The following is a 19911-nucleotide window of genomic DNA, read 5'->3' as shown; positions in this document are numbered from 1 at the left end:
TCATGTCAGACTGCTGATATGAGCCACACCCATGATGAGGACCCGGCGTGTGAGGTGGCCCATCGCGAGGCTCCTGGCGAGCTGGCCGGGCGGACGCTGGTCGCCGTCTTCGCCTCTCCGGTGGCAGACTGCCTGCTGAGGTTCGGCGCCGAGCTCGGCTTCCGCCCGATCCTGCTCGAGCCGGACCCTGGGCGGCTCGTCGACGGATTCACCGCGGTGACGGATCTCGGCGACTATCTCGACGCCACGGCCGACGTGGTGCTCACCGACCATCACCGCGACGAGATCGGCCCGATCCTGCGCGACCTGCTCAAGTTCCCTGTCCGGTGGGTCGGCATCATGGGCAGTGCCCGCCACACCGCCCCCCATGTGCGGGCGCTGGCCGAGCTCGGCGTGCCGCCGGAGGAGATCGCCCGGGTGCACCGGCCCATCGGGCTCAACATCGGCTCGCGCACTCCTCCCGAGATCGCCGTCGCCACCCTGGCCGGGCTGATCGCCGACCGCAACGGCCGCCCCGGCGGCTTCGCCTTCTAGCGCGTACCGCCCTGTGGCTCCGGGTCGTCGGGGTCACGTGTCGCCGCGATCACCCGCATCAACACCTGATGCAGGTCTTGCAACTCGTCGAGGTCCATGCCGAGCCGGGCCACGATGGCGGGCGGGATCTTCTCCGCCTCCGCTCTCAGCTCCCGCCCGGCGGGAGTCAGGGTCACGGCCAGGGCGCGTTCGTCCTTGCTGTTGCGGTCGCGGTGGATGTAGCCGAGGGCCTGGAGCCGCTTGAGCAGGGGGGACAGGGTGCCGGGGTCGAGCCGCAGCAGCTCGCCCAGCTCCTTGACCGACAGGGGCTCGTGCTGCCAGAGCGCGAGCATGGCCAGGTATTGCGGATGGGTCAGCCCCATGGGCTGGAGCAGCGGCCGGTAGAGGCCGATCACGCTGCGCGAGGCGATGCTGAGGGCGAAGCACACCTGCCGGTCCAGCGCCAGGAGATCTGTTGCCTCTGTCACAGGCTCCATCCGTAGGCACCTCCCCATGTCCCTGGTAAATTGCTTTGCGTACAAACTAATAGCCTACAAACAGTTGCCAGGCAAATCACCTGGGAGCCGGGCCTGGGAGGACGTCCCCGTGTTTCACCGCAAGCCGTTGGAGGAGCGCATCGCCGAGCGCCAGGCCAAGCTGCCGCCGTTGAAGGAGGGCAAGCACTTCGAGCACGGCCCGGCCAAGTTCGTGTTCATCTCGCTGATCGTGGTGGTGGTGGTCACGCACGTGGTCGGGCTGGCCGTCGTCATGCACTTCTACTCCTGACGGCGGCGCGTACGGACGTCAGAAGGCGTTGACGAGGACGACGTAGGCGGCGGTGCCGATCCCGACGCTCAGGATCGTGCGGCGGCCGAAGGCGAGGTGGACGCCCGCGGTGACGGCGACCGCGAGCAGCGCGTACAGCGTCGCGTGCGGTTCGGCGGCGATGGTGCCGTGCAGGGCGGTCACGGCCAGGATCGCCAGAATGCCCACCGGCATCCACACCGACAGTTGCCGCACGATCGGCGAGGTGCGCAGCGTACGCAGCACCGCGAAGGGGAGGGCGCGCAGGGCCATCGTGATGATGAAGACGATCGCGAGGACGGCGATCAGGTAGCCGGTGCTAGGCATCGGCGGCCTCCGCGGCGGACCACCGGACGGCGAGCGCGTGGCGGGCCAGCAGCAGGGCTACGAACAGCAGCAGCGCGGTGAACAAGGCGACGCCCGGGGTGAGAACGAGGGCGACCGCCACGCTCGCCCCGGCCAGCAGCGCCGAGGGGATCTCCCGGCGGGAGCGGAACGCGTCCAGGGTGAGCACGGTGAACAGGGCACACAGGGCGAACTCCAGGCCCTTGACCGGCGCGGGCAGGGCCGCGCCGATGGCGACGCCCACCAGGCCGCCGCCGACCCAGTAGCTCTGGCAGGCGATCTGCATCGCCAGCAGCCGGGGCGCCGAGCGCTCCGCCGCCGGCAGCGAGGCGTTGACGGCGTACGCCTCGTCGATCATCGCGTAGACGGCGTACGCCTTGGCCAGCGGGTTCTTGACCAGGTGGAGCGGGAACGAGAAGGCGTAGAAGACGTGCCGGAAGTTGACCACCAGGACGGTCATCGCGACCGCGGCGAGCGGTGTGACGGTGGCGATCATGCCCACCAGTAGCAGCTCCAGGGAGCCGGCGAACGTGGCCAGGGACAGGGCCGGGGTGAGCCACCAGGGCAGGCCGGCCTGGAGCATCAGCAGGCCGAGGGCGATGCCCAGCGGGAAGATCCCCAGTCCGGCGGAGAAGGAGTCGCGCACTCCCGCGGCGATCTGCGGGTGCCGGGTGGCCCGGACCGGCGCGGGCGCCGGTGCGGTCATCAGGGTCGGAACGTCTTGTCGCACCCCTCAATGTTCTCGCAGAACACGCGCCATGTGGTTGCGAATGTTGCTCACCCGGCAGCCTGTGGTGCAATCTTATTTCATGGACGGGATCGACAGAGCAATCATCGCCGAGTTGCAGCGGGACGGGCGGCTGACGAACGTCGAGCTGGCCAACCGGGTCGGGCTCACCACCGGGCCCTGCCTGCGGCGCGTCCAGCGGCTGGAGGCCGAGGGCGTCATCCGCGGCTACCGGGCCGTCATCGATCCCGCCGCCGTGGGCCGGTCCTGCGAGGTCCTGGTCGACCTCACCCTCGACGCCCAGGACGCGGAGACGGTCGAGCGTTTCGAGCAGAGCCTGGCGCAGGCCGAGGAGGTCATCGAGCTGCGGCGGCTGTTCGGCAGCCCCGACTACTTCGTGCGCGTGGCCGTCGCCGACCTGGCCGCCTACGAGACCTTCCTCAGCCAGCACGTCATGACCATCCCGCGGGTCAGGAGCATCAGCTCGCGCTTCACGATGAAGAACGTCAAGCCGGCCCCGTAGCTCCGGCGCCTTCGGATGGGTCAAGGCTGAGGGATGAGCTGGATGCGGATGCTGTTGTCGTACGGGACCACGATCGTCTGGTCGCGGCCGAGCTGCCACTTCGGGCTCACCAGGAAGAGCCGGCCGCCGGAGGCGAGGAGCAGCCGGAAGCCGCGGTAGCGGTGCGCGAAGTTCGGGTCCTTGCCGGTGGTGTTCAGCGGGGCATGGGTGACGCCGGTGGGGACGCCCTGCAGCGGCTCCTTCACGTCGAGGATGACCTCGGCCCGCTTCTGCAGTCTCTGCGCGTCCTCCTCGCCGAGGCCGTTGCCGTAGGCCCAGGCGATCTGGGTCGAGGCCCAGAACAGGCCGGCGACGGCCAGGCCCAGCGCGCTCAGCGCGCCGTTCCTGGCCAGGCGTGGTGACATGAGCGGGCGGCCGCGGTTCTTGCCGAGGACGTGGATCCCGTACGCCACGGTCGCCGGGCCGAACGCCAGCGCGAACGGGGTGGGGTTGATGAGGATGCTGGTGCTTGAGTCGTGGAGGAACATGCCGATCATCGCACGGCCGACCAGGAGCGCACCGGCGAGCACGAGGCCGGCGGCCAGGAAGGTGTTGGTCACGTCGCCGGGGCGGCGGGCGAGCTGCCAGGAAACGACGGCGTGGAGGCCGACGACCAGCAGCGTGCCGAGGCCGATCAGCGCTGCCGGGACGTACACGACCTCGAGGCCGTCGAGGAGCAGGCTCTGGTTGGACAGGCCGGTCATCTCCAGGGAGATGCCGAAGTAGTCGTATCGGGCGCGGGTCGCCACGTAGCCGAAGTAGATCAGCAGCGCGGTCGCCAGCGTGGTGGGGCCTATGGCCTCGGCGAGCTTCCTGACCCGTGCCGAAATCGCCTCCTGCCCGCTCGCCGCCTCCTCCCCGTCGGCAGCCTCCTGCCCGTCCGCCGTCTCCCGCCCACGAGGGGTCTCTTGCTCACGAGGGGTCTCTTGCTCACGAGGGGTCTCTTGCTCACGAGGGGTCTCTTGCTCAGGGGGCGCCTTTTGACCAGGAGCCACCGCCTGCCCGCGAGAAGTCTCCTTTCCGCCATGCGTCTCGTGGCCACCAGACGTATCCAGCCCGGCTGCGGTTTCGGCTGCGGGCTGCGGCGCTCGCGCCGGCGTGGCCGGAGGTGCGCTCGCCCTTTGCCGGTCGGGCGGTCCGGGGGACTGTCGGGTCTCGCCGGTCATCAGCCCTCCGGAGTAGTGGCCGTGTCTTCGCTGCTCGTGCCGTCATCCGACGTTCCGGAGCCGTCATCCGACGTTGCGGACCCGTCGTTCTCCGTGCCTGAGTCGTCATCCGAGGTGCCCGGTTCCTCCGTGGAGGAAGTGGTGTCGTCCGGCGTCGGCTCGGGGGAGGTGCTCGATTCGTCCTCGCCGTCCGGTGTGCCGGAACCGCCGATGTAGAACTCGAACTGCGGGACGTTGTTGGCAGTCGTGCCGGTCACCTCCACCGGTGCCTGCGCCGTCGGCGGCCGGCCGCCCCAGTTGCGGACCTCGTCGCAGGGCGCGTCCTCGACGTTGACGCACATGTACCGGAAGCGCACCACCGCCTGGATGACGTACGGGCTGTCAGAGGCGTCGCCCGTGATGATCGCTCCCGCGAGGCACTGGGAGCCGGGCCTCAACCGGACCCCCTGGCACAGAGGGTCGCCGGTGGGTTCGCAGTGCCCGGGGGCCGTCCGGGCGGTGGCACGGCCGGGGCCCGAGCGCACGGTGAAGGAGACGGACTCGATCGTCCCGACGGTGGAGGTCTTGTTGATGATGGTGACGCACCCGTCGTCGCCGGGAGAGCCGTCGAGGCGCACGCCGTTCCAGCGGATGCTGCGGCGGTTGTTGCGCGACTCCTCCGGCGTGGACCCGCCGCCCGGCGGCTGCCCGGCATCAGTGGTCGTGCCCTGGCCGGGCGCGTCGCCGGTCGAGCCGTCAGGTGCGCCGGTCGAGCCGTCGGGCGCGTCCGTCGAGCCGTCCTGGGCGTCCACACCGCTCGCGGGGGCGTTCGTACCGCTGCCGGCCTGCGGCTCCACTCCGTTGCTCGTGGCGACGCCGACCAGCCAGGCGATCCCGAGTACCGCCACGAGAGCGAGGACGCCGGCCATGATGAGGACGCGTGACCGCGATGACGCCATGGAATCCCCCCGGGGCTGGGTGCTTTCCGGAGCCTCAGAATCAGCTCCCCCGGCGGGGAGCACAAGAGTACCCCCCTACTCAGTGCCGTACCGGACGAGGACGCTTGAGGCCCGCGGGGACGCGTCGGGCGGAGAACGGTACATTACGCGCATGCCCTCCGCTCCGCGCCCGGACGACCGCGTCGCGTCCGCGTTCCGGTTCGCCACCGAATTGCTCGCCTGGGTCGCGACCCCGTGGGCACTCGCCCCGCATTCCGTGCTGCTCGCCGTGCTGTCGGTCGTGGTGCTGATCGGGCTGCCGACGCTGTTCTCCACTCCGGGTGACAAGCGGAACGTGATCGTAGCGGTGCCGGGACCGGTGACGATCGCGCTGGTTCTGTTGCAGCTCGTGGCCGCGGTGGCGGCGGCGTGGGTGGCCTGGCACGTGTTCGCCGCCGTGCTGGTGTCCGTGCTGGCCTTGGTCACCCTGGTCCTGGAGCTGCCCCGCTGGCGGTGGCTGGTCTCCAGGTAAGGGACAAGGCAGTCGGCGCCGGTGAACGCCTGGTCTAAAGGTTGTGCACGGTTGACGACCATTCTGACAGGTTGCGATCTTCGCCTGGAAAGCCGTCATTAAGGGTGCTAGTCTCCCCTACCAGTCAGTGCAGATCCTCGTCCGTTCGCAAGCCTCGCAAACTCTGGAGAAATGGAGTTGTTCGCGAAAGAAAGCGCGACGGACAAAAGAACAGGATGTCATGAAGAAGATCGCTGTGGGCATGGCGCTCACTGGGCTTGTCCTCGCGTGCCTGCCGGGTTCCTCCGCCGCCCAGGCCGTCTCTGCCGCAACCTTCTGTCTCTACGAGCACGACGACTTCAAGGGGGGAAAGTGGTGCACCACTCCTAATTACGATCGAGACCTGTCGAACAACTACTGGGCGGGAACGAGACGCCCGGTCAATGACGGGGCGAGCTCAATGGTCAACAACACGAACTGCCCGGTCGTCCTTTGGTCAGGGAAATCATGGACGGGCGACGACTATCGGGCTCAGCGGAGAAGCTCGGACAAGGATTTCACGAATAACGGCTTCGACAACCGGATCAGTTCGCTTTATTTCGACTGTCCCGACTAGGCGGCTCGGGTCCGGGACGCGCGCGCGACGACAGTCGCCCGAGGGTGAGATTCCCTCGGGCGACCCGGATTCTCAGCAGGTACGGGATGCGGCCGTCACTTGCCGAAACCGGCGGTCAGACCGGCCAGCAGCTGGCGGCGGCCCACCACGTACAGGATCAGGATGGGCAGCGTGGTCAGGACGACGGAGGCGAGCACCGCGGGCACGTTGATGCTGTACTGGCCCTGGAAGGTCCACAGGGCCAGCGGCAGTGTGCGCTGCTCCGGGCTCTGCGTGAGGATCAGCGGCAGCAGGAAGCCGTTCCAGATCGTCAGCGCGTTGTAGATGGTCACCGTCACCACGGCCGGCCTGGTCAGCGGCAGCGCCAGATTCCAGAGCGTGCCCATCTCGCTCGCGCCGTCCAGCCGCATCGACTCGAACAGCTCCTTGGGCACGTCCCTGATGAAGTTCGACAGGACCAGCACCGACAGCGGGATCGCGAACGCGATCGACGGCAGGATCAGCGCCAGCAGCGAGTCGTAGAGGTGCAGCTTGATGATGATCAGATAGATCGGGATGATCGTGGCCTGGTGCGGGATGGCCAGGCCCATGAGGAACGCCGAGTTCGTCCAGCGCAGGAACCGGCCCCTGCCGCTGCGGACGATCGCGTACGCCGCCATGAACGACACCGCCACGGCGGGCACGACCGCGCCGAGCGTGACGACGACGCTGTTCATGAAATATCGGATGAAGTCCGACTCGATGACCATCTGATAGTTGGCCAGCGTGGGCTCGGACGGCGGCACGAGAGGGTTCTCGGCGTAGTAGTTGCTCTGCGACTTGAAGCTGGTGATGACGATCCAGTAGATCGGCACGATCACGACCGCCAGCCAGAGCCAGGCGATCGTGCCGCCCAGCCAGTTGGGGCGGCGGGTCACTCCCTTGGGGTGGGTGGTGGCGTGCTCCGTCGCGGCCTGTGCGGAGTCCTTCGCGAGGGTCGTCGCCATGTCAGGCCCCTTCCAGCTGGCTGCTGCTCGAGTCCCGGCCGCCGAGCCGGCGCAGCAGCAAGGCCAGCACCAGGCCCACCAGGACGAGGATGACGGCGATCGCGCTGGCCGGGCCCATCAGGTTGGCCTGGAATCCCCTCTTGTACATCTCCAGCGCCAGCACCCGGGTGGCGTCCCCGGGACCGCCCGCGGTGAGCACGAAGATCAGGTCGAAGAAGACCAGCGAGCCCACGACCATCAGGGTCGAGGAGGTGATGATCGTGTACTTGAGCTGGGGCAGCGTGATGCTGAAGAACATGCGGACCCGGCCGGCGCCGTCGATCTCGGCGGCCTCGTACATCGAGCGCGGGATCTGGCGCACGCCGCCCTGGTAGATCAGCGAGTGGAACGGGATGAACTGCCACGACACCACGAAGATCACGACGCCGAAGGCGAGGACCGGTTCGCCGAGCCAGTCCTGCACGAGGATCGGGATCCCCAGCCCGGCGCCGAGCCCGAAGTTCGGGTCGAGCAGCGCCTTGAACGTGATCGCGATCGCGGCCGAGCTGAGCAGCAGCGGGATGAAGTACAGCACCGCGAGGAAAGCGCGGTAGCGCTGGAAACCGGCCAGGAACGTGCCGAGCAGGATGCTCGCCGGCGTCTGCACCGCCCACGACAGCGCGATGATCAGGAACGTCACCCACAGCGCGTGCGGGAGGCCGGGGTCGGTGAGCACGGCGCGCCAGCTGTCGAAGCCGCTCATGCGGATCTCGCCGAGCCCGTCCCAGGAGGTGAAGCTGAGCACGAAGACCCCGATGAGCGGGATCACGGCGAACGCGACGAAGAACAGCAGGGCCGGCACGGCCAGCCAGGCCAGGCCACGTCCCTGGCCGCCCGGCGCGGCGGTCAGGGACGCGCTCCCCCTGGCGGGGATGGGCGGGGCGGTCACTTGCCGATGACCTCGTTGAGGTTCGTGGCGAACTGCTGCGGCGAGATCGACAGCTGGAACAGCTTGGCGATGTTGTCCAGCAGGACCTCGGCCGCGGTCGGGCTGAGCGCCTGGTCCCAGGACTGCTGGAAGGACTTGGCGTTGCTGGCGGTGTCGTAGACGAACTTCTGCCACGGCGCGTCCGCGCCCGAGCCGAACTGAGCGTCCACGCCCTTGACGATCGGCACCTGGGTGATGCCGACCCAGTCCTTGGACTGCGCGTCGGAGTTCATCTCGGTGAGGAGGAACTTCTTGGCGATCTCCTTCTGCTCCGCCGTCGCCTTGGAGGAGATCGACATGTACTGGGCCGGGTTGCCCACGGTGTCGCTGGGGTCGCCCTTGCCGCCCTCCACCGGCGGGAAGTTCATGTAGCCCAGGCTGCCGCCGGTGACGAAGTCGCCGCCGTCGGTCTTCATCGACCCGTACGTCCAGCCGCCGTGCACCATCATCGCGGCCTTGCCGGTGTAGAGCAGCGCCTGGTCGGCGTTGGAGTCGGCGGTGATCGACGAGAAGCCCTTGACGAAGCCGTTCGCCTTGATCAGCTCCTGCATCTTGGTCAGGCCGTCGATGGCGGCGGGGTTGTTCCAGGCGTTCTTCTCGCCGTCGTACACCGCCTGGAACACCTCGGGGCCGCCGATGCGGTCGAAGAGGAACTCCAGCCACATCATGTTGGTCCAGCGTGACTGGCCGCCGAGCGAGAACGGCGCGATGCCCGCGGCGTTGAACTTCTTGACCAGGTCCATGATGTCGCCCCACTCCTGCGGGGGCTGCGCGCCGACCTTCTCGAACAGCTTCTTGTTGTAGTAGAAGACGATCGGCGTCACGGCCTCGACCGGCACCGCGTAGATCTTGCCGTCGACCGTGGCCGCGCCGAAGGAGGACGGGAAGAGCCGGTCCTTGTAGGCCGCGTTCTGGTCGAACCAGGAGGTGAGGTCGTCGACCTGGCCCGCCTGCACGTAGCTGCGCAGGCCGCCGCCGCCCCAGCCCCAGATGATGGTGGGAGCCTCGCCCGCGCCGATCGCGGTCTTGATCTTGGTCTTGAAGGCGTCGTTCTGGAAGGTCGTCGTCGCGAGCTGGGCGCTCGGGTTGGCCTTGTTGAAGCGCTCGACCGCGCGGGTGCGCACGCCTTCGTTCGGCTGTCCGGTGAGGTACCAGTACGTGGCTTTGCCCGCACCGCCGCCGCCACTGGTGCTGCCGCCGCCGCCACCGGCGCCCGCCTGGGTGGGCCCGGAGCTGCCGCAGGCGGCCAGGGCGGCTCCCAGGGGAAGGCCCATGGAGAGGGTGAGGAAGGTGCGGCGAGAGGTTGTCCTGTCCACGCTGATCTCCGTAGTTGAACGCCGAGGGGGTTGGCCGCGCGGCTCGTTGATCGTGGGTGTGGTGGCGGGCGACCGTGGAGGCGGTCGCTGCATTTCGCTTCTGTTGAGTTAACTTGTCGAAACATTTGCGACATACCGCGTGGTCCGTCAATCTAGGTTTCGGCTATGTGCCTGTCAAGACCGTCATATGTGGGAATCTGCCCATCCGAGCAGGGCGTGTGTAAGGTACTCAGGCACGGCGCTCATCTGGTCATCTGATGCCGAGGAGGTCCCGCTCGCAGGTCGCTCGCAGCTCGCTCACGACGTCGAAACATTTCGAAAATCTCACGGTGGACATTCGCCTTGAAGGAGAGCAGCAGATGACGGCTCTAGATCGCACGCCCGCGTTCGACGGCGTGCTCCGTCCGTGGCAGGACCCGGCGCTCCCCGTGTCCGACCGCGTCGACGCCCTCCTTGCGGAGCTGACCCTGGAGGAGAAGGTCGGCCAGCTCGGCAGCCGGTGGATCGGCAACGACATGCAGCACGAGCCGCTCGAGGACGCCGAGACGCTGAACGTGGCGCCGATGCAGGACGTGTTCGCGGCCTCGGGCACGGTCCCCTTCGACGAGGCGATCAGGCACGGGCTCGGGCACCTGACCCGGGTGCACGGCAGCGGTCCCGTGACCGCGGTGGAGGGCGCCGCCGAGGTCGTCAGGCTGCAGCGGGCGGTGGTCGAGCAGTCCAGGTTCGGGATCCCGGCCATCGTGCACGAGGAGTGCCTGACCGGGTTCACGACGTACGGGGCGACCGTCTATCCCGCGGCCATCGCGTGGGGGGCGACGTTCGACCCCGAACTGGTGGAGCGGATGGCGGCCGCGATCGGGCGCGACATGGCCGCCGTGGGCGTGCACCAGGGCCTGTCACCGGTCCTGGACGTGGTGCGCGACTACCGGTGGGGGCGGGTCGAGGAGACGATGGGCGAGGACCCGTACCTCGTCTCGATGCTCGGCGCCGCCTACGTCCGCGGCCTGGAGAGCGCCGGGATCATCGCCACGCTCAAGCACTTCGCCGGATACTCCGCCTCGCGGGCGGCCCGCAACCACGGCCCCGTCCCGATGGGGCGGCGCGAGCTGCTGGACATGATCCTGCCGACGTTCGAGACGGCCATCGCGCTGGGCGGGGCGCGCTCGGTGATGAACTCCTACTCCGACGTGGACGGCGTGCCCGCCGGGGCGGACCCCTGGCTGCTGACCGAGGTGCTGCGCGAGGACTGGGGCTTCACCGGCACGGTCGTGTCGGACTACTGGTCCGTCCCGTTCCTGGCGACCATGCACCGCGTCGCCGCCGGCACCGACGAGGCCGGCGTGCTGGCGCTGGGCGCGGGGATCGACGTCGAGCTGCCCGACACGCTCGGCTTCGGCCGGCACCTGGTCGAGCGGGTACGCGGCGGCGAGCTCCCCGAGTCGTTGATCGACCGCGCGGTGCGCCGCCTGCTCACCCAGAAGGTGCAGCTGGGGCTGCTCGACCCGGACTGGACGCCCGAGAAGTCCGTTTCCGGGGCCGCCGCCGTGGACCTCGACTCGCCGGGCAACCGGGCGCTGGCGCGCGAGCTGGCCGAGCGGTCGATCGTGCTGCTCGACGCCGGTGACGCGCTGCCGCTGCGGCCGGGATTGCGACGGGTCGCGGTCGTCGGGCCGTGCGCCGACGACCCCCGTACCTTCATGGGCTGCTACGCCTTCCCCAACCACGTGCTGCCCCGCCACCCCGGGCTCGGGCTCGGCGTCGAGGCGCCCAGCCTCCTCGACGCGCTGCGGGCCGAGCTGCCGGACACCGAGATCGTCCACGAGCGGGGCTGCGAGGTGCAGGGCGACGACCGCTCCGGCTTCGCGGCCGCGGCCGCCGCGGCGCGCGACGCGGACCTGTGCGTGGTCGCCGTGGGCGACCTCGCCGGGTTGTTCGGGCACGGGACCTCGGGGGAGGGCTGTGATGCCGACGACCTGCGGCTGCCCGGCGTGCAGGACGCCCTGCTGGCCGAGCTCGCCGCCACGGGCACGCCGGTCGTCGTGGTCGTGGTCTCCGGCCGCCCGTACGCGCTGGGCGCGGCCCACGCCGGGGCCGCCGCGCTCGTCCAGGCGTTCATGCCCGGCGAGGAGGGCGGCGCGGCCATCGCCGGCGTGCTGTCCGGGCGGGTCCAGCCATCGGGCAAGCTGCCGGTGCAGATCCCGCGCGGGCACGGCGGGCAGCCGGGCACCTATCTGCAGCCGCCGCTGGGCGCCGACAGCCAGGGCATCAGCAACCTCGACCCGACCCCGCTGTTCCCGTTCGGTCACGGCACCTCCTACACCACCTTCGAGGTCGGCGACCTGCGGATCAGCGACGCCGAGGTGCACACGGACGGCGAGTTCGCCGTGTCGGTCCGCGTGCGCAACACCGGCGGGCGGGCCGGCGAGGAGGTCGTCCAGCTCTACCTGCACGACGTCGTCGCGCAGGTCACCCGGCCGGTCCGGCAGCTGACCGGGTTCGCCAGGGTGCGGCTGGAGCCAGGGACCAGCGCCCGCGTCACCTTCCGGGTGCACGCCGACCGTACGGCCTTCACCGGACGCGATCTGAGGCGCATCGTGGAGCCCGGGGACATCGAGGTGCTCGTCGGCACGTCGGCGGCCGACCTGCCGTGCCAGGGCCTGGTGCGGCTGACCGGCCCGGTCCGGGTCGTCGGCCACGACCGGCGCCTCGTCACCCCCGTATCGGTCGACCAGCAGGAGGGAAGCGATGCCGGCCAGTTCTAGACGTGCCACGCTGGCCACGGTCGCGGCCTCGGCGGGCGTGTCGGTGGCGACCGTGTCCAAGGTGCTCAACGGCCGCAGCGACGTGGCGCCGGCCACGCGCTCCCTGGTGGAGTCGCTGCTGCGCGAGCACGACTACATCGCGCCGTCGCCGCGCAGGGGCGAGCCCGTCGCGACGGACACGGTCGAGGTGCAGTTCGACAACGACTTCAACGCCTACTCCACGGAGATCATCCAGGGTGTGGTCACGGCCGGGGCCGAGCTCGGCGCCGGGGTGGTCGTCAGCGTCAGGAAGAAGATCGACCACCCGGCCGCGTGGGCCCGCGACCTGGTCGCCGCCGGGCGGCGGGCCCTGATCGCCGTCACGTGCGAGCGGCTGAACGCCAGGCAGCTGAACGCTCTGTCCCGCGTCCAGCTGCCGCTGGTCGTGATCGACCCGCTCAACCTGCCGTACGCCGAGCTGACCAGCATCGGCTCGACCAACTTCGCCGGCGGGCTGGCCGCCACCCAGCACCTGCTCTCCCTCGGGCACCGGCGCATCGCCTACATCGGCGGCCCGGCCAGCGCGACCTGCAATCAGGCACGCCTGCACGGCTACCGCGCCGCAATGGAGGCTGAGGGGGCGCCGCCGCTGCCCGGTTACACGCGGTTCGGGCGCTTCCGCTACCAGGACGGCCTCGAGCACGGCGCGGCCGTGCTCGACCTGCCGGAGCCCCCGACGGCGATCTTCGCCGGCTGTGACGAGGTGGCGCTGGGTGTCATGGAGGCCGCGAGGGGACGGGGCCTGCGCATTCCGCAGGATCTGAGCATCGTGGGCTTCGACGACACCCAGATCGCCCGGATGGCCTCCCCGCCGCTGACCACCGTTCGCCAGCCGCTGCGCGAGATGGGCGGCGTGGCGCTGCGTACGGCGCTGCGCCTGGCGGCGGGCGAGAAGATCGACTCCCACCACGTCGAACTGGCCACCGAGCTGATCGTCCGCGCCTCCACGGCGGACGTGGCCTGCGCGAAGCACTCCTGAGAGCCGGGCGCCACCCGCCGCCGGGATGACGCGGAGGCCTGGCCGGGCTCAGGGGCGGCCGGGATCCGGGCCTGGCTCAGGGGCGGCCGGGATCCGGGCCTGGCTCAGGGCCGGCCGGGGTCCTGGCCGAAGACCGGTGGCTCGCCCGACGGCAGCGGTGTGCGGAACGTGGCGAGCGACAGCGCCAGCGTGTCGTAGTAGCCGGCCAGGACGACCAGTTCGTACAGGCGCGCCCTGCCGAGGGCGGCCTCGGCGCGGGCGTAGAGGTCGTCGTCGAGGCCGCGGCGCAGGACGAGGGCTCGGCAGACGGCGCGCACGGTCTGTTCGGCCTCGTCGAACGTCGCGACGTCCGACTCCGAGCGCAGCGCGGACAGCTCATCCTCGGTCAGGCCCGCGTTCCTGCCCACGCGCTCGTGCGCGTACCACTCGAAGTCGCTGCGGCGCGCGACCGCCACCTCCAGGATCGCGATCTCGCGCCACCGGGCCGGCAGGTCCGTCGCGTACCGGATCGCCGCGCCCAGCCGCTGCAGGGGGCCGCCGACGCCGGGCGCGGTGAGCATCGCGTTGAACGGACCCTCCAGGCGTCTCTCCGGATCCGTCAACCGGAACGGGCCCGCGGCCCGCGGTCCGCCGGCTATCTCGTCGTAGACGGCACGCTGTTCCGCGGTCAGGGAAGGCGGGGCATACCAGGGGATTCGTCCGTGCACGGGGCTCTCACCAGCTCTGCGTCGTACTCGCTCCGTCTGGCTGCGGCACCCGAGGCCCCCGATGTGCCCGGCCATGAGGCGGTGGGGCGGAACGCCGGTGAAGCGCAGACGAAATTTCGTGATCAAAGTATGGCGACACACGGTTTCTGCTTGGATACTCGTGACCGAAATGGCCCAAACTTGACCGAAACGGAGGGCGTCACGCATGGCAGCGCCGGATCAGCCCGACTTCCTGGACCAGTTCGCCGAGATGCGGGAGTCGGCCGAGGCGGCGAAGGGCCTCGTCAAGGTGGAGGTCGACGGCACCAGCGACCTGGTGGGGCTCATGATCGATCCGAGAGCGATGCGGCTGCCCTCGCACGAGCTGGCCGACGCGATCAGGGATGCGTTCGGACGGGCCCGCGCCGCCGCGCAGGAGCGGGCCACCCAAGCCATCCCCGAGGCGTTGCGGCAGGAGACGCCTGACCTGGGCGCCCTGCTGCAGGGCATGAAGGCCGACGCGCACAGCGGCATGAACGAGATCCTCGTCGTCGCGAACGAGCTCACCATGAGGCTGGACCGCCTGATGAAGCCCAACCAGTGAGTGCGAAGCCGTGACCTCCAGAGTGGTGGTGCGAAGATGAGCGATGTCAACCGGGAGATCCAGACCGTTTACGGCACCCGGCTCGCCTCGGCGAGCTGGTTGTCCGACGCAGCCGACGGTCTTGAACGCGCCCTTAAGGGCTCGCTCGGCCGGGCCGGCCAAGCGGCGGGGTCCGGCGACCCCGACCGGCCGGGGGGCCAGTTCGACGTCGAGTTCGCGGGATTGACGGAGCTGGCGCAGGACGCGTTCGGGGCCACGGTGCGGCGTCTGCGTGACCGCGCGGCCAAAACGACGCTGTCGGAGCGGAACTACTCGCATGCCGAACAGGCCAACGAGGAGTCGGTCGACCGCGTACGCGCCGCCCTGGAGGGGAAATGAGCTGGGAACTGCCCCCCGCGCTGCAGCAGGTGCACGGCCTCGTCGCGGCCGACGCCCCCTGGCCGCGATCGGACGAGATGCCGCGGCTCGACGGGGCGGGCTCCTGGCTGGATCTCGCGTCCGCCTCGCAGGGTGGCCGGTCGCAGGCTGATTCGGCCGTCGCGCACGTACGGGCGGCCGGCAACATCGGCGCCGACGTCAACGTCTTCGAGGACTCCTACACGGGCGACGCCCAGCGGATGGACGACGGGGCCCGGGCCGGCGCGCTGGTGGCCACCGGGACGACCGCCGTCGTGGTGTTCAAGACCGTGTGGAAGTATGTCGTCTTCATCTGCCTCGTCGCGCTGCTGATCTCCCTCATCCAAGGATTCCGTCTGGGTCCGGCGCTGGGAGCGCTGTTCGGCAGGCAGCGCGTCCTGGGGACGCGCAAGGCGCTCAGAATCGCGCTGGCCCAGGTGGAGCGGAACATCGGTGCCGGCGCGGTCAACTCACTCCGGGCCGCGAAGCATCTGCTGCAGCATGTAGCGATCTTCACGGCGGTGCCGACGGCCCCGGCGGTCGTCAACGCCGTTTCGCTCCAGCCCTCCGACGACAACGCGCATGCGCGTGCGGACGCCGAGAGCGTCCTGTGGAAGACCCCTGAGGGCCGGGCCGCGCTGGCGTACGCCAAGGAACACGGGATCACCACCCTGTACCAGAGCAAGGTCGGCCTCGGGTGGTCCGAGTACAACCCCGCCCTCAACGTCATCAGCATCGGCGGCGCCAAAGACGCGAGCCCCGAGGCCCTCGCGGGAGAGTTCGTCCGCCAGGTCCACATGGCCAAGGACCGATGGGGTCCGAACCCCGTGACCATGGACCTCGCCGATTACGACCGCGCGCGGAACGCGGAGGAGCAGGCCGCCAGCCAGGCGGCGTACCGCATGGGGAGCCAGCTCGGCCACGAGCAGGACGCTCGCTACCACTACCGCAATTACGGCTCCGGCTACATGGACCACCGCAAAGAGCACGACTGGGGACTGGCGCAGATGCTCCTCAACGGGCCTTTCAGACTCTTCAACGACGGCCCGCTCGACTTCACGTGACCGTGTTCCAGCCGTCCGCCGCTCCAGGCCGAGTCACGCGACCCAGCTGACCGTCGGCACCGACATCACGCCGGGCAACGCGCGCTCCTTCGCGCCCCCGTGCCCGCGCTGCTGCACCTCGCCGGCTACGCGCTCGGCATGGGCGCGGGCACGCAGGCGGTGACCCAGCTCCTCTCGTTGTGTCATGGGGGCCGCGCCCGGCGGCGTCACCAGGGCGCTGTTGCACGGCGTGAAGGCCCAGAGCGCGGCCTGCCGTCAGGGCGTCAGCCGCCCGGCTGGACCAGGCCGCTCTCGTAGGCCAGGATGACCAGCTGGACGCGGTCGCGCACCGCCACCTTGGCGATGGCCCTGGTGATGTGGGTCTTGGCGGTGAACGGGCTGATCGTGAGGCGTTCGGCGATCTCGTCGTTGGACAGGCCGAGCGCGACCAGCCGGACGACCTCCAGCTCCCTGGAGGTGAGGACGGTCAGCCGCTGCCGGGCGACGGGAGCGGGCCCCTGCCGGTGGGCGAACTGCTCCACCACCCGCCGGGTGACGCTGGGCGACAGCAGCGCGTCCCCCGCCGCGACGGCCGCGACCGCGCGCCGCAGCTCGCTCGGCTCGACCTCTTTGGTGAGGAAGCCGCTGGCTCCGGCGCGCAGCGCGTCGAAGACGTGCTCGTCGGTGTCGAACGTGGTGAGGATGATCACCCGGCAGCCGGGGTCGGCGACGATGTGGCGGGTGGCGGTGATGCCGTCCATTCCGGGCATCCGGATGTCCATGAGGACGACGTCGGGATGGGTGCCGGCGGCCAGCCGTACGGCCTCGTCGCCGGTGGCCGCCTCGCCGACGACGGCGACGTCCCTGGAGCGGGCCAGTAGGCTGCGGAAGCCGGCCCGTACCAGTGCCTGGTCGTCGGCGAGGAGCACTTTGATCGTCATACGGGCGAGCCTGCCACAGGGATCTCCGCCCGCACCGAGAAGCCGCCGGGCACCGGTCCCACGGTGAGCGTGCCCCCGAGAGCGCTCACCCGTTCGCGCATGCCGGCCAGCCCGTGCCTCTCGACGATCTCGCCGCCGCCCCGGCCGTCGTCCTTGACCTCGACGGTGACCGAGCTCGGCCCACAGTCGATCGTGACCTCGGCCCTGGCCGCTCCCGAATGCTTCAGCGTGTTGGTGAGGGCCTCCTGGACGATGCGATAGACGGCCACAGCCGGTGCGGCGGGAACGGCCGAGGGGTCGCCGCGCTCGTCGAGGACCACCTGCAGCCCGGCGGCGCGGGCGTCCGCGACGATCGTGCCCACGGAGGCGAGATCGGGCTGAGGGGCGGCGCCGCCGGCGTTGTCGCGCAGGACGCCGATGAGCGAGGCGAGGTCGGCCATCGCGCGGTTCCTGACGTCCTTGGCCACGCGCAGCGCGGCGGCGGCCTCGGCGGGGTCCTCCTCGAGGGCGTCGGTGGCGACGTTGAGCTGGACGCCGACGACCGCCAGGGTGTGCGCGACGATGTCGTGCACCTCGCGCGAGACCTGGAGCCGTTCCTCGGCGGCGCGGGCGCGGCCGTCGGTCTCGCGCAGCTGTCCGCGCCATCTCATGACGGCGGCGCACACCAGGCCCGCGCCGATGAGCATCGCCAGCACGAGCCCCTCACCGGCGATGTGGACGACGAACCGGACCACGTTCCGTTGCAGGACCCACCAGAAGTCGACGGCGGCGTAGACGAGCTGGGCGACACCGATGAGCGCCACCCACCGTACGCGCGGCGTGCAGGCGGCGCTGAAGTAGGCGGCCGAGGCCGGCCATATCCAGCCGCCCTGGAAGTGGCTGTTGAAGCGGTAGACGAAGATCGCGGCGATCGACAGGAGCAGCACGGTCATCGGCCAGCGGCGCCTGAACAGCAGGAGCGCGCCGAGGAACAGCGCGAGAGGGATCAGGCCCGCCCACGGCGACTCGCGGACCTCGGCGGCCATGACACCGGTGACGACGCCGACGACGGTGATGACGGCGAGGGCCAGATCGAGCAGCCTGGCGGAGTGACGGACCGGAGCGGGCGCGCGCTGCGGGGAGGGAACGGCCATACGGGACCTTTTCTTCGGTGTGCGGCCCCTGTCTGCGGGGCGATGGCGCAAGAGTAGACGCGCTGGCACACGCACCACGTCGTCCGTCGCTCGTCACCTGCTCCTGCACCGTTCGCGCTACGCGCTACTCCAATCGGTGTAGCGCGCAGCGCGAACGGGCCGGATCAGACGTGGGTGACCAGGAGGGTCACTCCCATTTCACCGCCGCAGTCGACGAAAACAGGGCCGACACCGTTGCCGATCCTGGAGTCGAGCCGCGCCTTGGCGACGAATCCCTTGGGGTTGTCGTCGATGATGCGGATGTCCTTCAGCACCGGCTTTCCGGTCACTCCGGCGAACACGGCCTTGAGCTTCTCGCCGCCGCCGCAGTTGCCGGTGATCGTCACCTCCTGGCCTCGCTCGGTGGTGGGGTTGGGGCCGACCTGGACCACGGCCCTGGCACCCTTCGGCGGCTTCGGCGCGGCCGTCGCGACGGCCGTGGTGCCGGCCTGGTCGCTGGCGGACGCGCCGCCCGCGCCCAGCCCGAGCATCCCGGCAGCCAAGCTCACGCCGGCGATCGCAGTGATCAACCTCTTCTTCATGCGGACTCCCTTTCAAGCGGTCGTGGTGCGACGCTAGGCCGGGCCACGTCGAGTCCGCGTCGTCCGTGGCTCGTCACTTGCACCTGCACCACGCGGGCTACGCCCTACATCGAAAGCAGTACGCCTAAAGGCAGAGGCCGATCGCCTCCGACGACTCCCGGTCCAGGAGGGCGGGGAGGATCGGGGGGTCCACCGCTCGCATCGGCCGCAGGCGCAGGACGATGTCCGCCGGTGATTCCGGCCGGGTGGTGATCGGGCCGTGCACCGCGATCGACTCGGCGCCGTTGCGCGGGAAAGACCGGGCCAGCACATAGCAGACCGTGGGCGCGACGCCGCTGAGTTCGAACGGCCCGGCCTGCGGGACCAACGTGGGCAGCGCGGGCAGCCCCTTGGGAACCTGGTGCGGGAAGACCCCGACGAACATGGGGTCATTCCGCGCGTCGGGCGGAACCGTGATGACGCCCCGGATGACCGCCGGTCCGCCGCGCGTCAGCGGCGCCGGCCGGAAGCCCCCGCTCTGGCGATACTCAATGGGCGCCATGCCTACCATGCTCTTGAACCTCGAGCTGAACGTCCCCACCGCGGAATAACCCACGATGTGGCAAATCTCCGTCACGCTGTACGACGTTTCCAGTAGGAGCCGCTTCGCTTCGTGCAGCCGGAGAGCTGAAAGGAAGCGCCCTGGCGAAACCCCGGTGACCCGTTGAAAGATGCGAGAGAAATGGAACTTGCTGAACATGGCGACGCGCGCCATGTCGTCGATCGTTACCTCTTCACTCAGATTTTCATGGAGCATTGCGATGACGGCCTTAATGGATTCCTCAATCGCTTTGTCCATCTCAGCCCCCGTCCTGCTGTGTTCACGGGCGGATGATCGTGGAAATGGAGTGTAGTATCTCCTTTTGTCCCGATATATAGAACTGAGCACGACCCTGGTGTGAAATATTCATATACGCATTAGTGAATCGGTAACTTTCCCCGCCGTGCCGGCTACCCCACAATCCTGGATGACATGGTCGATCGAATCCGAGGAGACGGACATGGCCGCGGTCAACACACAGGCGAAGAAGATCAAGGAAGAGGACTGGCGGTTCGCTGAGCTGGTCATGCGCACGTGGGTCGAGCCGCAGCTCGCCGACCGCTATCTCCAGGACCCGGTGGGCACGCTGGCCGGGTTCGGCATTGTCATCAGCAGCGAGGAAGAGGCGCCGGAGCTCCGGATGGGTTTACTGAACGAGGTCTGTCTCGAGGTCGAAGACCTTGACCGCCCGAGCGACCACGTCCCGGCCATGCCGTCGTTCGGGTGAACGCGGC

At 69.6% G+C, this 19911-nt stretch carries 25 protein-coding genes; 11 read left to right on the top strand and 14 right to left on the bottom strand.

The features are described from left to right. Positions 1–18: 18 nt before the first annotated feature. Positions 19–534 carry an XdhC family protein gene (locus ACIBVN_RS34675; RefSeq protein WP_397143729.1) on the top strand — a complete coding sequence of 172 codons (516 nt, stop codon included), beginning with the start codon at positions 19–21 and terminating at the stop codon, positions 532–534. Here ACIBVN_RS34675 and ACIBVN_RS34670 read toward each other — a convergent pair. Continuing rightward, on the bottom strand, positions 531–1010 hold the full coding sequence (locus tag ACIBVN_RS34670) for a MarR family winged helix-turn-helix transcriptional regulator (protein WP_397143727.1): 480 nt from the start codon (positions 1008–1010) through the stop codon (positions 531–533). The genes ACIBVN_RS34675 and ACIBVN_RS34670 overlap by 4 nt on opposite strands. Positions 1011–1119: 109 nt before the next feature. On the opposite strand from ACIBVN_RS34670, the gene ACIBVN_RS34665 reads away from it, so the two are divergent. Next, positions 1120–1299, top strand: a complete 180-nt coding sequence (locus tag ACIBVN_RS34665; protein ID WP_397143725.1) for a hypothetical protein — start codon at positions 1120–1122, stop codon at positions 1297–1299. Between the two features lie 18 nt (positions 1300–1317). Here ACIBVN_RS34665 and ACIBVN_RS34660 read toward each other — a convergent pair whose 3' ends face one another. Together ACIBVN_RS34660 and ACIBVN_RS34655 are read right to left on the bottom strand one after the other, a co-directional pair. Beyond that, complete coding sequence (locus tag ACIBVN_RS34660) at positions 1318–1644, bottom strand: branched-chain amino acid transporter permease (RefSeq protein WP_397143723.1); 327 nt, start codon at positions 1642–1644, stop codon at positions 1318–1320. Continuing rightward, a complete protein-coding gene (locus tag ACIBVN_RS34655; protein ID WP_397143721.1) occupies positions 1637–2392 on the bottom strand; it encodes an AzlC family ABC transporter permease in 756 nt (251 codons plus the stop codon). The genes ACIBVN_RS34660 and ACIBVN_RS34655 overlap by 8 nt, the downstream gene beginning before the upstream one ends. Positions 2393–2471: 79 nt before the next feature. On the opposite strand from ACIBVN_RS34655, the gene ACIBVN_RS34650 reads away from it, so the two are divergent. Next, positions 2472–2912 carry an Lrp/AsnC family transcriptional regulator gene (locus ACIBVN_RS34650; RefSeq protein ID WP_397143719.1) on the top strand — a complete coding sequence of 147 codons (441 nt, stop codon included), beginning with the start codon at positions 2472–2474 and terminating at the stop codon, positions 2910–2912. Positions 2913–2932: 20 nt separating this feature from the next. Here the strand turns inward: ACIBVN_RS34650 and ACIBVN_RS34645 are convergent, their stop codons facing one another. Continuing rightward, positions 2933–3946, bottom strand: coding sequence for a hypothetical protein (locus ACIBVN_RS34645; protein WP_397143717.1), 1014 nt, complete (start codon positions 3944–3946; stop codon positions 2933–2935). 170 nt (positions 3947–4116) lie between these two features. After that, positions 4117–5055 carry a hypothetical protein gene (locus tag ACIBVN_RS34640; RefSeq protein ID WP_397143715.1) on the bottom strand — a complete coding sequence of 313 codons (939 nt, stop codon included), beginning with the start codon at positions 5053–5055 and terminating at the stop codon, positions 4117–4119. A 151-nt stretch (positions 5056–5206) separates the two neighbouring features. On the opposite strand from ACIBVN_RS34640, the gene ACIBVN_RS34635 reads away from it, so the two are divergent. Together ACIBVN_RS34635 and ACIBVN_RS34630 are read left to right on the top strand one after the other, a co-directional pair. Further along, entirely contained in the window at positions 5207–5566 is a 360-nt protein-coding gene (locus ACIBVN_RS34635; RefSeq protein ID WP_397143713.1) for a hypothetical protein, read from the top strand. A 220-nt stretch (positions 5567–5786) separates the two neighbouring features. Then, entirely contained in the window at positions 5787–6161 is a 375-nt protein-coding gene (locus ACIBVN_RS34630; protein WP_397143711.1) for a peptidase inhibitor family I36 protein, read from the top strand. A gap of 95 nt (positions 6162–6256) precedes the next feature. On the opposite strand, the gene ACIBVN_RS34625 is transcribed toward ACIBVN_RS34630, so the two are convergent. From ACIBVN_RS34625 to ACIBVN_RS34615, 3 genes are read right to left on the bottom strand one after another with little or no spacing between them, the layout of a single operon-like run. Beyond that, on the bottom strand, positions 6257–7147 hold the full coding sequence (locus ACIBVN_RS34625) for a carbohydrate ABC transporter permease (RefSeq protein ID WP_397143709.1): 891 nt from the start codon (positions 7145–7147) through the stop codon (positions 6257–6259). A 1-nt stretch (position 7148) separates the two neighbouring features. Further along, positions 7149–8075, bottom strand: a complete 927-nt coding sequence (locus ACIBVN_RS34620; protein WP_397143707.1) for a carbohydrate ABC transporter permease — start codon at positions 8073–8075, stop codon at positions 7149–7151. Continuing rightward, positions 8072–9430, bottom strand: coding sequence for an extracellular solute-binding protein (locus ACIBVN_RS34615; protein ID WP_397143705.1), 1359 nt, complete (start codon positions 9428–9430; stop codon positions 8072–8074). Before ACIBVN_RS34615 ends, ACIBVN_RS34620 begins: the two co-directional genes overlap by 4 nt. Positions 9431–9789: 359 nt before the next feature. Between ACIBVN_RS34615 and ACIBVN_RS34610 the strand changes: the two genes are divergently transcribed. Then, positions 9790–12195, top strand: a complete 2406-nt coding sequence (locus ACIBVN_RS34610; protein ID WP_397143703.1) for a glycoside hydrolase family 3 N-terminal domain-containing protein — start codon at positions 9790–9792, stop codon at positions 12193–12195. Continuing rightward, positions 12179–13213 (top strand): LacI family DNA-binding transcriptional regulator, encoded by a 1035-nt coding sequence (locus ACIBVN_RS34605; RefSeq protein WP_397143701.1) that lies wholly within the window; start codon positions 12179–12181, stop codon positions 13211–13213. Before ACIBVN_RS34610 ends, ACIBVN_RS34605 begins: the two co-directional genes overlap by 17 nt. A gap of 104 nt (positions 13214–13317) precedes the next feature. On the opposite strand, the gene ACIBVN_RS34600 is transcribed toward ACIBVN_RS34605, so the two are convergent. After that, positions 13318–13920 carry a carboxymuconolactone decarboxylase family protein gene (locus tag ACIBVN_RS34600; RefSeq protein WP_397143699.1) on the bottom strand — a complete coding sequence of 201 codons (603 nt, stop codon included), beginning with the start codon at positions 13918–13920 and terminating at the stop codon, positions 13318–13320. 205 nt (positions 13921–14125) lie between these two features. Here ACIBVN_RS34600 and ACIBVN_RS34595 point away from each other — a divergent pair, with 205 nt between their 5' ends. The 3 genes from ACIBVN_RS34595 to ACIBVN_RS34585 are packed head-to-tail and all read left to right on the top strand — an operon-like array spanning position 14126 to position 15963. Further along, entirely contained in the window at positions 14126–14503 is a 378-nt protein-coding gene (locus tag ACIBVN_RS34595; RefSeq protein ID WP_397143697.1) for a YbaB/EbfC family nucleoid-associated protein, read from the top strand. 36 nt (positions 14504–14539) lie between these two features. Beyond that, positions 14540–14881 carry a hypothetical protein gene (locus tag ACIBVN_RS34590; RefSeq protein WP_397143695.1) on the top strand — a complete coding sequence of 114 codons (342 nt, stop codon included), beginning with the start codon at positions 14540–14542 and terminating at the stop codon, positions 14879–14881. Beyond that, positions 14878–15963, top strand: coding sequence for a hypothetical protein (locus tag ACIBVN_RS34585; protein ID WP_397143693.1), 1086 nt, complete (start codon positions 14878–14880; stop codon positions 15961–15963). The genes ACIBVN_RS34590 and ACIBVN_RS34585 overlap by 4 nt, the downstream gene beginning before the upstream one ends. Positions 15964–15996: 33 nt before the next feature. Here ACIBVN_RS34585 and ACIBVN_RS34580 read toward each other — a convergent pair whose 3' ends face one another. The 5 genes from ACIBVN_RS34580 to ACIBVN_RS34560 all read right to left on the bottom strand — a co-directional run bounded on the left by ACIBVN_RS34580 (position 15997) and on the right by ACIBVN_RS34560 (position 19435). Then, positions 15997–16149, bottom strand: coding sequence for a hypothetical protein (locus tag ACIBVN_RS34580; protein WP_397143691.1), 153 nt, complete (start codon positions 16147–16149; stop codon positions 15997–15999). Positions 16150–16226: 77 nt separating this feature from the next. Beyond that, positions 16227–16883 carry a response regulator gene (locus ACIBVN_RS34575; protein WP_397143689.1) on the bottom strand — a complete coding sequence of 219 codons (657 nt, stop codon included), beginning with the start codon at positions 16881–16883 and terminating at the stop codon, positions 16227–16229. Then, complete coding sequence (locus ACIBVN_RS34570) at positions 16880–18016, bottom strand: sensor histidine kinase (protein ID WP_397143687.1); 1137 nt, start codon at positions 18014–18016, stop codon at positions 16880–16882. The genes ACIBVN_RS34575 and ACIBVN_RS34570 overlap by 4 nt, the downstream gene beginning before the upstream one ends. A gap of 164 nt (positions 18017–18180) precedes the next feature. Further along, complete coding sequence (locus ACIBVN_RS34565; RefSeq protein ID WP_397143685.1) at positions 18181–18597, bottom strand: hypothetical protein; 417 nt, start codon at positions 18595–18597, stop codon at positions 18181–18183. A gap of 124 nt (positions 18598–18721) precedes the next feature. After that, the gene (locus ACIBVN_RS34560) at positions 18722–19435 is read right to left on the bottom strand and encodes a helix-turn-helix domain-containing protein (protein WP_397143683.1); all 714 of its coding nucleotides are present in this window, start codon (positions 19433–19435) and stop codon (positions 18722–18724) included. A 202-nt stretch (positions 19436–19637) separates the two neighbouring features. Here ACIBVN_RS34560 and ACIBVN_RS34555 point away from each other — a divergent pair, with 202 nt between their 5' ends. Further along, complete coding sequence (locus tag ACIBVN_RS34555; protein WP_397143681.1) at positions 19638–19904, top strand: hypothetical protein; 267 nt, start codon at positions 19638–19640, stop codon at positions 19902–19904. Positions 19905–19911 lie beyond the last annotated feature (7 nt).

The organism is Nonomuraea sp. NPDC049400, assembly GCF_044466425.1.
Classification (GTDB): Bacteria; Actinomycetota; Actinomycetes; order Streptosporangiales; family Streptosporangiaceae; genus Nonomuraea.
This window is presented reverse-complemented; position numbering and strand designations above follow the sequence as displayed.

Bases quoted from the DNA above. Each gene is read 5' to 3' on its own strand.
- ACIBVN_RS34560 (WP_397143683.1), bottom strand. From the start codon at position 19,435: ATGGACAAAGCGATTGAGGAATCCATTAAGGCCGTCATCGCAATGCTC.
- ACIBVN_RS34555 (WP_397143681.1), top strand. From the start codon at position 19,638: ATGGCCGCGGTCAACACACAGGCGAAGAAGATCAAGGAAGAGGACTGG.
- ACIBVN_RS34625 (WP_397143709.1), bottom strand. From the start codon at position 7,147: ATGGCGACGACCCTCGCGAAGGACTCCGCACAGGCCGCGACGGAGCAC.
- ACIBVN_RS34675 (WP_397143729.1), top strand. From the start codon at position 19: ATGAGCCACACCCATGATGAGGACCCGGCGTGTGAGGTGGCCCATCGC.
- ACIBVN_RS34660 (WP_397143723.1), bottom strand. From the start codon at position 1,644: ATGCCTAGCACCGGCTACCTGATCGCCGTCCTCGCGATCGTCTTCATC.
- ACIBVN_RS34630 (WP_397143711.1), top strand. From the start codon at position 5,787: ATGAAGAAGATCGCTGTGGGCATGGCGCTCACTGGGCTTGTCCTCGCG.
- ACIBVN_RS34640 (WP_397143715.1), bottom strand. From the start codon at position 5,055: ATGGCGTCATCGCGGTCACGCGTCCTCATCATGGCCGGCGTCCTCGCT.
- ACIBVN_RS34650 (WP_397143719.1), top strand. From the start codon at position 2,472: ATGGACGGGATCGACAGAGCAATCATCGCCGAGTTGCAGCGGGACGGG.
- ACIBVN_RS34605 (WP_397143701.1), top strand. From the start codon at position 12,179: ATGCCGGCCAGTTCTAGACGTGCCACGCTGGCCACGGTCGCGGCCTCG.
- ACIBVN_RS34575 (WP_397143689.1), bottom strand. From the start codon at position 16,883: ATGACGATCAAAGTGCTCCTCGCCGACGACCAGGCACTGGTACGGGCC.
- ACIBVN_RS34570 (WP_397143687.1), bottom strand. From the start codon at position 18,016: ATGGCCGTTCCCTCCCCGCAGCGCGCGCCCGCTCCGGTCCGTCACTCC.
- ACIBVN_RS34635 (WP_397143713.1), top strand. From the start codon at position 5,207: ATGCCCTCCGCTCCGCGCCCGGACGACCGCGTCGCGTCCGCGTTCCGG.
- ACIBVN_RS34610 (WP_397143703.1), top strand. From the start codon at position 9,790: ATGACGGCTCTAGATCGCACGCCCGCGTTCGACGGCGTGCTCCGTCCG.
- ACIBVN_RS34670 (WP_397143727.1), bottom strand. From the start codon at position 1,010: ATGGAGCCTGTGACAGAGGCAACAGATCTCCTGGCGCTGGACCGGCAG.
- ACIBVN_RS34565 (WP_397143685.1), bottom strand. From the start codon at position 18,597: ATGAAGAAGAGGTTGATCACTGCGATCGCCGGCGTGAGCTTGGCTGCC.
- ACIBVN_RS34595 (WP_397143697.1), top strand. From the start codon at position 14,126: ATGGCAGCGCCGGATCAGCCCGACTTCCTGGACCAGTTCGCCGAGATG.
- ACIBVN_RS34580 (WP_397143691.1), bottom strand. From the start codon at position 16,149: ATGACACAACGAGAGGAGCTGGGTCACCGCCTGCGTGCCCGCGCCCAT.
- ACIBVN_RS34590 (WP_397143695.1), top strand. From the start codon at position 14,540: ATGAGCGATGTCAACCGGGAGATCCAGACCGTTTACGGCACCCGGCTC.
- ACIBVN_RS34585 (WP_397143693.1), top strand. From the start codon at position 14,878: ATGAGCTGGGAACTGCCCCCCGCGCTGCAGCAGGTGCACGGCCTCGTC.